This window comes from Janthinobacterium sp. CG_23.3 (assembly GCF_046115965.1).
Lineage (GTDB): Bacteria > Pseudomonadota > Gammaproteobacteria > Burkholderiales > Burkholderiaceae_D > Janthinobacterium.
Genome location: NZ_JBJXIB010000048.1, coordinates 1 through 13,499 on the forward strand (window position 1 = coordinate 1; position 13,499 = coordinate 13,499).

A 13,499-nucleotide genomic window follows, 5' to 3' on the forward strand; every position below is an offset into this window, starting at 1 on the left:
GCTACGCAAGCAAGGCCATGGCATGCTTGAGGTTCTGCTCCGGGCCTTCAACGGTAATCCTATCCCGCTTGCCGCATAGCGGCTGAACAGTCACGGATGGCGAACGGTATCGGTCGGCTCGGCGACCCGCTTGAGCGTCGTCCCTTTGTGGCCATCTTGCGCGCCGGCCTTCTTGTCCGATGTCCCGCGCAACGACCGCGTCTTCTTTGCAAGACCATCGGAAGACGGCGGCTTACTCGAATTCTGGCTGTTCATTCCCAGCCGCGCCTCGACAGCGTCGAGGCGCGCGAACAGCGCGTCGATAAGCCTGTCCTTGTCCTGTTCGGACAGATGCGTAAGGTCGGGGCGGGGCGGTTTTGGTGGCATGCACGCATGATGCGTTATCCACGATTCGTTTACAACAACTTTCTACGCTGTACGCTCAGGCTGAATAGTCACGATTAAAATAGTGATTCCAAAAGCTGCTGTTCTGTCCGTGCGTGAAGAGATATTTGCGCTCGGAATTTCTGAATCAACCATTTATCCCGATCTTGAAGGATTGGCCGGCGAATTGAAGCGTACATTTGGGTTTTAAATATGGATGAACATAAATTTTTTAAAATATCTGCTTTGGAAGCGAAAACTTTAGCTTGGTGGCGCGCGAGAAAAGATAGGATAGATTTTGACCCAACCTATCAACGAAAAGGAAGACGTTGGTCAACCAGTGATAAACAGTACTTAATTGACTCAATTTTAAACGGTTTTGATATTCCTAAATTTTATGTGGCTGATTTCACTTGGGGCCAATCAAAATTAAACGAGCAAAAAAAAGCATATGCAGTTATAGATGGAAAACAAAGATTTGAAGCCATTTTCGAATTTTTCAATGATGATTTTTCATTGTCACACACGTTTTCACTTCTTTCTATGCCTAGCTTAAAATTAGGCGGAAAAAAATATAGCCAATTAAAAACTGCATTTCCTGATATTGCGGAAGTTTTTGAAAATTTCAATCCTTCTGTCGTAGGCGTACTGACCGATGATATATCATTCGTAGAAGAGTTATTTGTCCGTCTGAATCGCAGCAAGCCGCTAAGTGGTGCTGAGATAAGAAATGCCGTTTCTACGCCAGTTTCTCAAATGGTTCGCACGATAGGGAATCATGATTTCTTCAAGTCATACGTTAAGTTCGCTACCGGAAAAGGGCAAAATTTAAATTGTGCTGCTAAACTTTTAATGTTTGAGGCATTGGGATTGCAGGAAACGAAAAAATCGACATTAGATCGATTTTCTTCAGCCGCCAATAACGAGCACCAACGAGTTGAGAAGGCATTGCCAATAGTATTGGAAACCTTAGGGAATTTTTCCGAACTATTCCAATTTCGGGATCCGTTATTAAATTCGGAGGGTCCGATTCCAATTTATTATTGGCTAGCTCGAAATGCAGCGGAAAAAGAAGCTCCTTTCGTACGTGATTTTATTGAATATTTCCAGGGGCTGATAAAGATTCAACCAACTCCAAAATCAAAAGGAATATCACTTGCGGACTGGAATAACTATAAAGTTGCTAGTCGATCTATAAATGATAAATCCAGTCATGAATTACGCTATAGTATTTTACGAAAATATTTTGAAATTTGGCTATCAAAAAATGTCTAAAATTATAAAAAATATATGATTGACATATAAAGCGTTATGGGGAATTAAGATAGGGAATTCAGACGCATGAGCCGACATATCGCAACTGCCATCTTGCCGTTGCGTTCCGAAAACGAATCGCTGTTTTCCCTATCAAGTCCCTCAATCAGATAGCCAAGTTTAGTACTCACGTCGTGTTCAGAGAGCATAGCGATAGCGGCGGCCGGACCGAAATAGTATTGGACAGTTATTCAATCAAAAATGAATTTCCCTTGTTGATAGACACCAAGGTAACCTTTTTTGAAATAATCACCGTTTGCATCGACTCCATTGATTGTGAGTTGAATTTCATAGACAGGCCAACTCATAGATAATTTTATTATGACGCTACGAGCTCTTCCTATAGCTGGAAATTCACAATTTAAATCAAAACTTTTAATTTCCACTGCATTCAGTTGTCCACCGTAATTTTTTATATTTAATTCACAGGATACAAAGCCTGCAGTATTGGTGAATGTTTTTTGTTCAATCTTAAACTTTGGACTTACAAGTGCTTCTGAAACTTTTTTCGTGGGAGCATAAATACGGGAATGTTCTACAAGATCCTCTACAGTGGCGAGCGTTTTCTTTGTTGTGTTGTCTATTACCAAGATAGCGCTGCCTGGATATCCTGGAATGAAATTGCGACCAATCGATGGATGCATGCGGATGTGGCCACATATATCGCTCCAGAAATCAACAGATACTGTGAACTTACCAATGGCTCTGCGTTCCGTATTGAATGCATGGACTTGACGTACAGTCTCCGCGACATTTTGTGCTGTTGTTGCGAATAGAAGATGGCTAATGTCGAGATTTTCCGCATCGGCTTTCGTTACATCCGCTAACATCGTCGAATAGGTGAACTTAGTTGCTACATAACGCTTGCATTGGATGGCTATATTAATATCCTTATAGAACGCGAGAATGTCGACACCAAATTGGTTCTGTCCGCTTCGACCAACACGCATGCATGTTGGGTCTTCCCACATGAGCCGATACAACTGATGACACATCACCTCAAATTCGTCGTCGGTCTCAGGTATTGCTAGGTCTTTGTTTATGGCCATCGGTTTTTCTAATTGGGAAAATTATTGTACGAAGCAAGTAAGATATTGTACCCGTCACCCGGTGCTTGGAGGTGATATGTTCGGCGGCTAAGAGACTCAAAATTCTCTTCGCAGAGATTGACGAATGTAGAGCTGCCGTGGGAACGGTAGCATTACTGCAATGTCAAATATGACTATTTAATTGCTTTTACATTTCACAACGGAAAATAATTTCCCCAGATTAAATTCAACTTTGCAATGCTCTGTGCTTTCCCGTTCTTTCGGGGAATGTAACTTACCTTCTCTCTGCTAACTGGGCTTCGCCGGCACCTATGCAACTCGATGCGACCTCGCCCATGACGTCAAAAGTGGCGCCGTCAGGCACGGTAACGGCGCGCCTACCGATATGAATGACCGCCAAGTTGCGGATCGCGATATCCGTGCTTATTGCCGCTAATATATACGCCCCGAGGGCAAGGCCTGCCGGCTTATAGCAGGCGCAGCCGCAAGCGCTGCAGTGCCTGCGTAAACGCCGCCGGCCGGTCCAGCGCCCGCGCCAGTACCAGCGCGCCTTGGATCGCGCCCACGACCTCCTCCGACAGCGCCTGCGCTGTGTCGGCGTCGCGGCCGCCGCGCCGCAAGGCCGCGGCCAGCGCGCCTATCCACTCGGCGAAGTAATCGCTGACCTGCGCGGCGAAACGGTCGCGCTCGCATCCTAGCGCGAACACACCGACCAGGCACACTTTCTGACCCGACAGGAAATACGCCTCGACGGCGTCGAACATGGCGTCGACGCCGGCGCGTGCGTCGGCGCCCTCGCGCAGCGGCGCGAACACTTTCAGGCGGAACCAGCCGTCGATCTCGGCCAGCACGGCGGCGGCCATGTCGTCTTTGCCGCCGGGGAAAAAGTGGTAGATGCTGCCCTTGCCCAAGCCGGTCCCGGCGCTGATCCGCGCCAGGCTCGCGCCCTCGAAGCCGTAGTGGCGGAACACTTCCGCCAGCAGGGGCAGCACGTCGCCGCGTTCCGCGATCGTTCTCGCCATCGTTGTCTACCTATCCGTTCGTTTGTTTTAGAAACCCATTTCGCTCAGCCCCGGGTGATCGGCCGGGCGCGGGCCGTTCAAGTCCCAGTGGAACCGGCGCTCGGACGGCTCGATCGGGGCGTCGTTGATGCTGGCGTGGCGCCGTTGCATCAGACCGTTGTCGGCGAAGTCCCAGTTTTCGTTGCCGTACGAGCGATACCACTGGCCGGCGGCGTCGTGCCACTCGTAGGCAAAGCGCACGCCGATGCGACTGCCTTCTTGCAGCCACAATTCCTTGACCAGGCGGTAGTCCAGTTCGCGCTGCCACTTGCGTGTTAGCAACGCCACTATAGCAGCACGGCCTTGGATGAACTCATTACGGTTGCGCCACCAGCTGTCTTCGGTGTAGGCCAGCGCGACTTTTTCGGGGTTGCGGCTGTTCCAGCCGTCTTCGGCAAGGCGTACTTTTTGGGTTGCGCCGTCGAGGGTGAACGGCGGCAGGGGTGGACGGGTTGGCATGCTGGGCACCTTAAAAATGGATTTGTGTACTGGTTGGAACACTATGTACCGATCAATACAATCAGTGTAGCCCGGGCTGCGGCGGAGCACAAGCATCTTTTTGTCGGGTGGCTTTGGTATTGAAACAATCAATGGCGTAACCCTGGGGTGTTCTTGCCGGCGCCGGTTTGGCGAACAGGATTGATGTGGCGCAAGGTGTTCCCGCATGGCAGGGCCAAGGTGGCTTTATCGCCATTACCGCCCTTGTGCCTGCTTCGCCATGGATATTCCCACTTCTATTCCGCCCACGGCCGCACCGCTGCTATGGCTGACGCTGACGCGCGATCCCCACGCCACCGTCAACGACGACCACGTCGCGCCCGAGTGGGGCACAGAAACGTACGTGCTGTCGGGCGCGCGCGGCCTGGGCAGCGACGAGGTCTCGGTGCCGGTCGGCGAGGCCGACGTCGTCGAGCTGATCCTCACCGACGGCACCCGCCTGCTGGCCGCCGCCGACGATCTCGAACGCTATCTGGGGCCGCCCGCCGGCGGCAACGGCGCGGCCACGCTGGCGGTGGGCCAGGCGCTGCGTCCGAGCGGCCCGCACCTGCCGGACGGCGCCAGCCGAGACGGCCTGGGCGCGTGGATGCTGAAAGCGCTGCGGATCTACCGCAGCGGCGCCGGCGGCATGACGGCGCTGGCCGCCGCCGGCGCCTTCCAGGACCGCCAGTTGCAGCACCGGCTCGGCCTGTACCGCTGCGGCGTCGAGCGCTGGGAGCTGACGCCGGTGACGGCGCTGGCGCCGGCGCGCGAGCCGCTGCTGGTGCTGCTGCACGGCGCCGCCTCGTCGACCGAGGGCACTTTCGTCGGCTTGTGGACGGCCGGCCTGGCGCCACAACTGGGCGCGCTGTACGGCAACCGCATCTTCGCTTTCGAGCACCGCACGCTGACCGACAGCCCGGTCGCCAACGCGCTCGATCTGGTGCGCCAGCTGCCGGCCGGCAGCGTGCTGCACCTGCTGAGCCATTCGCGCGGCGGCCTGGTCGGCGAGCTGCTGGCGCGCGCCCAGCGCAGCGACAGCCGCGGCGCGGTCGACCTGACCGGCGACGGCGTCGAGCGCCTGAGCGAGAACACCGTCGGCGGCGAGCCCTTCAACCAGCACGACATCGACCATTTCTGTTCGCAGGCGGCGCTGGCCGGGCGGCTCGGCTACCAGGCCGACGCGGCCCGCCTGGCCGAGCTGAACGTCGAGCTGCAGCGGCGCGCCATCCGCGTCGAACGCTTCGTCCGCGTGGCCTGCCCGGCGCGCGGCACCACGCTGCTGTCGGGCCGCCTGGACCGCTGGGCCAGCGTGATGTTCAACCTGCTCGGCGGCGCCCTGCGCGTGGGCAGCCTGGCGCAGCCGGCGCTGGCGCCGCTGGCCGAGGCGGTCGACGTCGGCAGCTCCATCCTGCTGGCGCTGGTGCAGCAGCGCTGCGACGCGCGCGTGCTGCCGGGGCTGGAGGCGATGATGCCGGACGCGCCGCTGGTGGCGCTGCTGAACGCGCCCGACGTGCGCGTGAAAAGCCCGCTGCACGTCGTCGCCGGCGACTTCAGCGGCACCGGCCTGCTGAAGTGGCTGGCCGACAGCGCCGCCGAGCTCTACTATGGCGGCCAGAGCGACCTGGTGGTCAACACCACCTCGATGACGGGCGGCGCGGCGCGCCAGGCGCCGCTGCTGCAAGCCTTCTTCAGCGGCCCGCGGGTGCACCACCTGAACTACTTCGAGCTGCCGGCCTCGGCCGCCGCGGTGGTGCAGGCGCTGGCCGGCGACGACCAAGCCTACCGCGGCCTGCCGCTACCCGAACACGGCCTGATCGCCCGCGGCGGCGAGGCGCCCAAGCGGCGCGAGCGCGCCCCCATCGTGCTGCTGTTGCCCGGCATGATGGGTAGCCACCTGCAGGTCGGCGCCAGCCGGGTCTGGTTCGACCCGGTCAACCTGGTCGACGGCCAGATCGAGCGCCTGGCCGTGGGCCGGCCCAACATCGTCAGCGCCGGCTGGGTCGAGCAGTACTACGAGCAGTTCGCCCAGTTCCTCGCGCTGAGCCAGGAGGTGCGCCCGTTCACCTTCGACTGGCGCCTGTCGCTGCGCCACACCAGCGCCGCCTTCCTGCCGGTGCTGGACGCGGCCATGAGCGACGCCGAGCAACGCGGCCAGCCGCTGCGCATCGTCGGCCATGCGATGGGCGGGCTGGTGGCGCGGCTGGCGCTGAAGGACCGCTGGCTGCGCTTCGCGGCGATCCCCGGCAGCCGCCTGCTGCAGGCCGGCGCGCCCAACCGCGGCTCGCACGCGATGGCGGCGGTGCTGCTCGGACGCGACGACCTGGTGCAGATGCTGGCCAGCTGGATCGGCTGGCGCCACACGCTGCGCGACTTCCTCGGCTTCATCCGCGCCTTCCCCGGCGTGCTGGAGGCCTTGCCCTGGCCGGCCGACGCCGGCGGCCGCGCCGGCGCCGACGGCAACGACTATTTTTCCGCCGCCACCTGGCAAGCCTGGGCCGACGGCGACCGCGGCGCCGCCCGGCCGGACGGCTGGCAGGCGCCGCTGGCCGAGGCGCTGGAACAGGCCCGCGCCACCGTCGCGCTGCTGGAGGACGCGCCGCTCGACCCGGAGCGCACCAGTTACCTGGCCGGCTGCGCCGAGACGCCGCTGGGCCTGCGGCTGCGCGGCGGCCGCGTCGAAATCGCCTACGGCGGCGCCGGCGACGGCCGCGTGGCCTGGGACGGCGCCGCGCCGCCCGGCGTGCGCACCTGGTACGTGGCGGCCGCGCACGGCGACCTGCTGTTGAAAAAGGACGCCTTCCCGGCCTACCAGCAGTTGCTGGACACCGGCCACACGCTGCTGCTGCCGGAGGCCCCGCCGACGCCGCCGGGCGGCGCCGCGCCGCGCTTTCGCGCCCGCGAGGGCGGCGCCGCGCCACTCTATCCGAGCGCCCAGGAGGTGCTGGCGGCGGCGCTGGGCGGCGCCCGCCCGCTACTGCAGCGGCCGGCGCCGCCCGAGCACGTCACCCTCGAAATCGTCCACGGCAGCATGGCCAACGCCGACATGCCGGTGCTCGCCGGCTGCTACGCCTACGAGTCGCTGCGCGGCAGCATGTCCTTCCTCGACCGCCTGCTCGACGGCCGCCTGCAGCAAATCTACGCGCTCGGGCGCTTCCCGCAAAGCCCGGACGAGGCGGTGGTGGTGCTGCAACAGGCGCGCGCGCGCCGCCCCGGCGGCGCCATCGTCATCGGCCTGGGCGCGCTGGGCGAATTGACGCCGGGCGAGCTGACGCGCGCCTTCGCCGGCGGCCTGGTCGAATACGCCCGCGTCAACGAGCAGTTGCAGCAGGCCGAGCACAACGCCGCGCCCTGCCCGCAGCGCCCCGGCGAGGCGGCGGCCGAGGCGGCCGCGCGCGCCGAGCCGCCCGACCCGGGCCTGCGGGTGGCCAGCCTGCTGTCCGGTTCCGGCTACGGCGGCCTGAGCATCGCGCTGTGCCTGCGCTCGCTGATCGACGGCCTGCGCGCGGCCAACCGCCGCCTCGAGGACGCCGGCCTGCGCAGCCGCATCCGCCACGTCAGCGTCTACGAGCAGTCGGAGGCGCGCGCCATCGCCGCCGCCGGCGCCATCGAGCACATCATGGGCGAGGCGCGCTACCAGAACGCGCTGGCCTTCGACGGGCGCATCAAGCGCAGCCCGGGCGGCTACCGGCGCGTGCTGCCGGCGCTGTCGGGCGACAACGGCTGGCGCCGCGTCCACATCGTCGCCGCCGACAGCTCCGGCGCGCTGCGCTTCACGCTCGTCACCGACCGCGCCCACAACAGCGTCGACGAGGAACCCAACCAGCGCCAGGCGGTGGACGGCTTGATCATGGACGCCACCGACAACACCACCGACCAGCCCGGCCTGTCGCGCGCGCTCTACGAGTTGATGCTGCCGAACGGCCTGAAGGCGGCGATTCCCGAAATGCGCGGCCTGATCCTGGCGGTCGACCAGAGCGCCGCGATCTACCCGTGGGAATTGATGCGCGACGAGGCCGACGGCGAGGAGAGCCCGCTGTCGACGCGCATCGGCATGGTGCGCCAGCTGGCCACGCCGCGCGAGCGCCCGCGCGGCCTGAGCCCGCTGTCGAACAGCGTGCTGGTGGTCGGCGACACCGACTCCGGCATGGCCGAGCTGGCGGCGGCGCAGGCCGAGGCGCAAGACGTGGCGCGCCTGTTCAGCGCCAACGGCTACAACGTCGTCGACCTGTACCGGCCCAAGGCGCAGCAGGTGCTGGTGCACCTGTTCGATGAAAAGTATTTCGCCATCCACCTGGCCGGCCACGGCGAGGTGGAGGGGCCCAGCACCCCGCTCACCGGCCTGGTGCTGGGGCCGAAGACGCGCCTGACGGCGGCCCAGATCAGCAAGCTGAAACGGGTGCCGCAGTTCGTCTTCATCAACTGCTGCCACCTCGGCGACATGCGCCCGGACGCCGCCGCGCCGTGGTCGAAGCTGGCCGCCAACCTGGCCACCGCCTTCATCGAGATGGGTTCGAAGGCGGTGATCGCGGCCGGCTGGCGCATCGACGACCAGGCCGCCGCCGTGTTCGCCCACAGCTTCTACCAGGCCATGATGGGCGGCGAATACTTCGGCGAGGCGGTGCGGCTGGCGCGCGAAACGGCCTACCTGCGCTTCCCGGCGTCGAACACCTGGGGCGCCTACCAGGCCTACGGCGACGACCGCTACCGCTTCCCCAACACCGAAACGAAGCAGTGGCGCGCGCCCGACTACCACTACCACGGCCAGTTGCTGGCCGACCTGGAGACGCTGCACGCGCGCATCGCCGGCGCCGACGCGGCGCGCCGCAAGTCGCTGCAGGACAAGCTGCACAGCATCGAGGAGGCGGCGCGCATACGCTTTTTCGGCTATGCCGACATCCGCGAAAAAATGGCGGCGATCCGCGCCGACCTGGCCGGGCTGGAGAATACGCTGCGCGCCATCGAGCACTACCGCGCCGCGCAAAGCGCCGCCGACGGCCTGCTGTCGATGCACGCGCTGGAGCACCTGGCGCAACTCGAGGTGGCGCAGGGCGCCGCCCTGCTCGGCGTGGCCGTCGACGACGGCATCGAGCGCCCGCCGGCGCCGCAGCCGGAGGCCGGCGAGGCGCTGATGCAGAACGGCCGCCGGCGCCTGGAGCTGCTGATCGAGCTGGCGCCGACGGCGCGCCGGCTGGCGCTGCTGGGCCTGTATTGGAAGTTGGTGGCGCGCCTGGCCCGCCTGCGCGGCCGGGCGCCCGAGGCGGCGCTGCTGGCGATGACCGCGGCCTACCGCCGCGCGCTGCGGGAGGCCGGCCTGCGCACCGGCGCGGCCGACTACGAGATCATCTTCAACGCGCTCGCCGGCGCCTTCCTGCTGAAGGCGGCCGGGCGCGACGAGGCCTGGCGCGAAATGCGCGGCGGCCTGGCCGCGCTGCTGCAGGGCGCGCTCGCCAACGCGCACCAGCGCTACGCCGAGGAACGCAAGGCGGCCGACATCTGCGTTGAGCTGGAGGCGGCGCTGATCGCCGCGCTGTGGGCCTGCTACGAGGGACCGCCCTACCCGGCCGTGTTCGACGCCGCCGAGCGGCGCAAGGTGGCCGCGCTGTACACCGAGGCGTTGCGGCGCTACGGCACCGTCGGCGAACCGCAGGCGCTGGCGGTACAGGTGCAATTCATGCTGGAGATGCTGCCGCCGCAGGCCGCCGACGGCAGCATCGAAGCGCGCCTGCGCGGCGCGCTGCTGGCGTTCGCGGCGCAGCTGCCGCTGCCGGCGTAGCGCCGCCGCGGATGCGCCGCCAAGCCGTCGCAGGTCGGCTTGGCGCGGCGTAAGCCGACGCCGGGCGGGCGGCCGGCGCTTTACCGGCCGGCCGGGGCGACGCCGTAGTGCTTGGCGTAGCGGCCGTCCAGGTTTGCCAGCGGCATCATCATGAACATGTCGGCGCTCTCGAAGTCGGGGTCCCAGGCCGGTTCGCCGCAAATCCAGGCGCCCGAGCGCAGGTAGCCCTTGATCAGCGGCGGCACTTGCGGCTTGTGCGCCGCCTCCACCTTGTGGATCGGGAACGGCAGGTGCGGCGTGACGCGGTACTCGGACGGCGCCATGTGCTTGGCGGCCAGCGCCTGGTACACCGCCACCGCGTTGTGGCCGCCGTCGGCCAGGCTAATGCTGGCACAGCCGACCAGGTAGTCGCAGCGCTCGCGCCGCATGTATTCGGCCAGGCCCGACCAGAGCAGCATGATGACGCCGCCGCCGCGGTATTTCGGATGGATGCAGGCGCGCCCCGCTTCGACCATGCGCCCGCGCACGTTGTTCAGGCGCCCCAGGTCGAACTCGTTTTCGGAATACAGGCGGCCGATCTTGCCGGCCCGCGCCGCGCTCAGCACGCGGTAGGTGCCGACCACTTTCAGGGTGTCGGCGTCGCGCACGATCAGGTGGTCGCAGTGCTCGTCGAACTCGTCGCTGTCGAGGCCGTCGGCGCGCACCAGCGCGGTCAAGCCCATCGTCTCGATAAACACCTTGTAACGCAGGCGCTGGACTTCGCGCAGCTCTTCGGCGGTGCTGGCCACACTGAGGACCAGTTTGGCGGCGTGGCCCTTAACGTCGGCCGATGCGATTAAGTTTTGCATGCTTCATCCTTGGTTATAGAGACGAAGCAAGCGTACTAGTTAATTATTTCAGGGAAATGACATCGGCGCGCCATTTCCCTGAGCTGCCTCAATCCTTCTTTGGACGCCCGGTCTTCAACTGCGGCAGCGCCGACAGCACGCTCTGCAGCGTCGCCATGTCGATCTGGCTGATCAGCGCCACGCCGATACGCAGCAGTTCGCTTTTCTTGATCTCGAACCCGGCTTTCAGGCAGGCTTTTTTCACCTGGCTCAGCACCGCGTATTCGCCCTCCGGCATGGTGAAGCTGTCGCGCACCAGTTTTGGCTTGCGGGCCTTTTCCTTGGCCAGCGCCGCGGCGTCGACCTTGGCGCCGGCCTTGGCGGCGGGCTTGGCCGCTGGTTTGGCGGGCGCTTTCAGCGCCGGCTTGGCAGCCGCTTTCGCCTTGGCGGCGGGCTTGACGGCCGCCTTCGCGGCCGCTGGCGTGGCTTTGGCCGCGGCGGTTTCCGGCGCGGCCTTGACGGCGGCCGGTTTGGCGGCGACTGGTTTGACTGGCTTCACCGCGGCGGCGGGCTTGGCTTTGACGGCAACCGGCTTGGCCCCATCCGGACCGGCCAGGGCCACCGCCTTGCGCGCGCTCAGCGGCGCCTTGGCGGTGCGCTTCGGCGCGGCTTTGACGACGGCGGCGGCGCCGGCATTGTCGGCGGCGGCGCCGATCGACGCGGTGGTCGGGAACGGCGAGCCTTGGCCGTTGGCGGCGCCGGAGGCGTCGGCGGCGATGGCGGGCTGGGCGGTTTTCAATACGCTGATTTTGCTCATTTTCGGTCCATTTGGTAAATAATATAAACAATATATACGATTTATGGAAAAATTGCTTGATCCATATCGGCACAACCTCGGACGGGGCTTGGCTAAGCGGTGGCGCGGATGCTGAAATCAACCCCGACTTCATCCCACAACTCCTGCTCCTTCTCGATCCAGAACGACACCGTTGGATGGTGCGCCACCCAGTCGCGCTTGATTTCCAGTTCGATGCGGTTTTTCATGCGCAGGCGCAGTTCGCTGAAATCGGCGTCGATGCGGGCGTGCATGAACAGGATCGCCAGCCGCAGCGCCAGCACCGCCTTGGCGAAGTCCGGCTCGGCCAGCGCGTCGCCGATTTTGCGCAGATTGCCCTTCTGCGCCATGATCAATTTGCTCATGGTTTTCTGCTCGCGCGTCGTGAAGCCCGGCAGGTCGGCGTTTTCGACGATGTAGGCCGCGTGCTTGTGGTAGCCGGTCTGCGACACCGCCATGCCCACCTCGTGCAGCATGGCGCTCCAGCGCAGGCACTTGTTGAGCGCGTCCGTGTTCGGCTTGAGCTGGGCGTACATCGCCACCGCGTTCTCGGCCACGCGCAGCGCACGGCCCTCGTCGACGTGGAACTTTTGCAGGCAGGCCTGGACCGACTGCTCGCGCCGGTCGCGCTTGGTCGAGCGCAGGTACAGGTCCCACATCACGCCCATGCGCAGGCCGGCCTCGACCGGCGCCATCGCCTCGATGTCGAGTTCGTGCACCAGCGCGATCAGAATCGCCAGGCCGCCGACGATGGTGCCGGCGCGGTCCGGCTTCAGGCCCGGCATGTCGATTTTACCGACCTGGCCGAACGCGATGAAGCGCTGCTTCAAGGCCTCCAGGCTGGGACCGGACAGGTCGCCGCGGCCCAGGTTGTTCTTGGCGATGATGTCGGCGATGGTGCGGATGGTGCCCGAGGAACCGTAGGCGTTCTTCCAGTGTTGCGGCCGGTATGGCGGCGCGGCGTCCTCGAAATGGCTGCGCGCCGACAGGATGGCCGCCTCGAACGAGGGCGCGTCGATGCGCCCGCCGACGAAAAACGACAGGCTCTGCTTGACGGTGCCCAGCGAGAACGACTCGACCCGCTCGATGTCGGCGCCGCGCCCGAGTATCAATTCGGTCGAGCCGCCGCCGATGTCGACCACCAGGCGGCGCTCGCCGGGCAGCGCCAGCGCGTTGGCCACGCCCATGTAGATCAGGCGGCCCTCCTCCTCGCCCGAGATGATCTCGATCGGGTGGCCGATGGCCTGTTCGGCCAGCGGCAGGAAGACCGCGCCGTTGCGCGCCACGCGCATGGCCGACGTCGCCACCACGCGCACCGCGTCAAGCTCGTAGCCGGCCAGCATGATGCGGAAATTGTTCAGGCAGGTCAGCGCCGTCTGCATCGCCGCCTCCGTCAAATTGCCGTTCGCGTCCAGGCCGGCGGCCAGGCGGATCGGGTCGCGCACGCTTTTCAGCACGCGGATGGTGTCGCCGTCGTGCTTGCCGATGTGCAGACGAAAACTGTTGGAACCTAGGTCAACCGCAGCGTACATACCAGCCTCTTATGTTTTATTATCGTGATTCGCACAGGCTTTTGATGAAAAAATCCACCCACGTTACACCAGCGATGTGACCGCCCGGTGACACGCCGCGCGCAACGCGCAGACTGAATCCTACTGCATTGTGAATGGTTTATACCGTTTATTTGAATAGCGGCGGGCGCGCCGTCCGCGGGTCGGCTTAGCCCAAGGGGCTTTACCCGACAATGTCGGCCGGGAGCGGCGCGGCGCGGTTCGGCCAACGCCGCCTGGAACCCGG

9 protein-coding genes are annotated in these 13,499 nt (G+C 63.6%); 2 read left to right on the forward strand and 7 right to left on the reverse strand.

The window, feature by feature from the left end; genetic code table 11:
• Window positions 1–90: 90 nt before the first annotated feature.
• The gene (locus ACFDR9_RS13090) at window positions 91–366 is read right to left on the reverse strand and encodes a DUF6444 domain-containing protein (RefSeq protein ID WP_409031263.1); all 276 of its coding nucleotides are present in this window, start codon (window positions 364–366) and stop codon (window positions 91–93) included.
• Between the two features lie 210 nt (window positions 367–576).
• Between ACFDR9_RS13090 and ACFDR9_RS13095 the strand changes: the two genes are divergently transcribed.
• Window positions 577–1,638 carry a DUF262 domain-containing protein gene (locus ACFDR9_RS13095; RefSeq protein WP_409031264.1) on the forward strand — a complete coding sequence of 354 codons (1,062 nt, stop codon included), beginning with the start codon at window positions 577–579 and terminating at the stop codon, window positions 1,636–1,638.
• A 230-nt stretch (window positions 1,639–1,868) separates the two neighbouring features.
• On the opposite strand, the gene ACFDR9_RS13100 is transcribed toward ACFDR9_RS13095, so the two are convergent.
• From ACFDR9_RS13100 to ACFDR9_RS13110, 3 genes are all read right to left on the reverse strand, one after another.
• The gene (locus tag ACFDR9_RS13100) at window positions 1,869–2,726 is read right to left on the reverse strand and encodes a hypothetical protein (RefSeq protein WP_409031265.1); all 858 of its coding nucleotides are present in this window, start codon (window positions 2,724–2,726) and stop codon (window positions 1,869–1,871) included.
• A gap of 467 nt (window positions 2,727–3,193) precedes the next feature.
• The gene (locus tag ACFDR9_RS13105) at window positions 3,194–3,748 is read right to left on the reverse strand and encodes a TetR/AcrR family transcriptional regulator (RefSeq protein WP_409031266.1); all 555 of its coding nucleotides are present in this window, start codon (window positions 3,746–3,748) and stop codon (window positions 3,194–3,196) included.
• A 27-nt stretch (window positions 3,749–3,775) separates the two neighbouring features.
• On the reverse strand, window positions 3,776–4,246 hold the full coding sequence (locus ACFDR9_RS13110; protein WP_409031267.1) for a DUF1348 family protein: 471 nt from the start codon (window positions 4,244–4,246) through the stop codon (window positions 3,776–3,778).
• 259 nt (window positions 4,247–4,505) lie between these two features.
• Here ACFDR9_RS13110 and ACFDR9_RS13115 point away from each other — a divergent pair, with 259 nt between their 5' ends.
• Window positions 4,506–10,040 (forward strand): CHAT domain-containing protein, encoded by a 5,535-nt coding sequence (locus tag ACFDR9_RS13115; RefSeq protein ID WP_409031268.1) that lies wholly within the window; start codon window positions 4,506–4,508, stop codon window positions 10,038–10,040.
• An 80-nt stretch (window positions 10,041–10,120) separates the two neighbouring features.
• Here the strand turns inward: ACFDR9_RS13115 and ACFDR9_RS13120 are convergent, their stop codons facing one another.
• From ACFDR9_RS13120 to ACFDR9_RS13130, 3 genes are all read right to left on the reverse strand, one after another.
• Window positions 10,121–10,888, reverse strand: a complete 768-nt coding sequence (locus tag ACFDR9_RS13120; protein ID WP_017874870.1) for a GNAT family N-acetyltransferase — start codon at window positions 10,886–10,888, stop codon at window positions 10,121–10,123.
• An 88-nt stretch (window positions 10,889–10,976) separates the two neighbouring features.
• The gene (locus ACFDR9_RS13125; protein ID WP_409031269.1) at window positions 10,977–11,684 is read right to left on the reverse strand and encodes a hypothetical protein; all 708 of its coding nucleotides are present in this window, start codon (window positions 11,682–11,684) and stop codon (window positions 10,977–10,979) included.
• Between the two features lie 92 nt (window positions 11,685–11,776).
• Window positions 11,777–13,234 carry a Ppx/GppA family phosphatase gene (locus ACFDR9_RS13130; RefSeq protein WP_409031270.1) on the reverse strand — a complete coding sequence of 486 codons (1,458 nt, stop codon included), beginning with the start codon at window positions 13,232–13,234 and terminating at the stop codon, window positions 11,777–11,779.
• Between the last annotated feature and the right edge of the window lie 265 nt (window positions 13,235–13,499).

Bases quoted from the DNA above. Each gene is read 5' to 3' on its own strand.
- ACFDR9_RS13090 (WP_409031263.1), bottom strand. From the start codon at position 366: ATGCCACCAAAACCGCCCCGCCCCGACCTTACGCATCTGTCCGAACAG.
- ACFDR9_RS13095 (WP_409031264.1), top strand. From the start codon at position 577: ATGGATGAACATAAATTTTTTAAAATATCTGCTTTGGAAGCGAAAACT.
- ACFDR9_RS13100 (WP_409031265.1), bottom strand. From the start codon at position 2,726: ATGGCCATAAACAAAGACCTAGCAATACCTGAGACCGACGACGAATTT.
- ACFDR9_RS13105 (WP_409031266.1), bottom strand. From the start codon at position 3,748: ATGGCGAGAACGATCGCGGAACGCGGCGACGTGCTGCCCCTGCTGGCG.
- ACFDR9_RS13110 (WP_409031267.1), bottom strand. From the start codon at position 4,246: ATGCCAACCCGTCCACCCCTGCCGCCGTTCACCCTCGACGGCGCAACC.
- ACFDR9_RS13115 (WP_409031268.1), top strand. From the start codon at position 4,506: ATGGATATTCCCACTTCTATTCCGCCCACGGCCGCACCGCTGCTATGG.
- ACFDR9_RS13120 (WP_017874870.1), bottom strand. From the start codon at position 10,888: ATGCAAAACTTAATCGCATCGGCCGACGTTAAGGGCCACGCCGCCAAA.
- ACFDR9_RS13125 (WP_409031269.1), bottom strand. From the start codon at position 11,684: ATGAGCAAAATCAGCGTATTGAAAACCGCCCAGCCCGCCATCGCCGCC.
- ACFDR9_RS13130 (WP_409031270.1), bottom strand. From the start codon at position 13,234: ATGTACGCTGCGGTTGACCTAGGTTCCAACAGTTTTCGTCTGCACATC.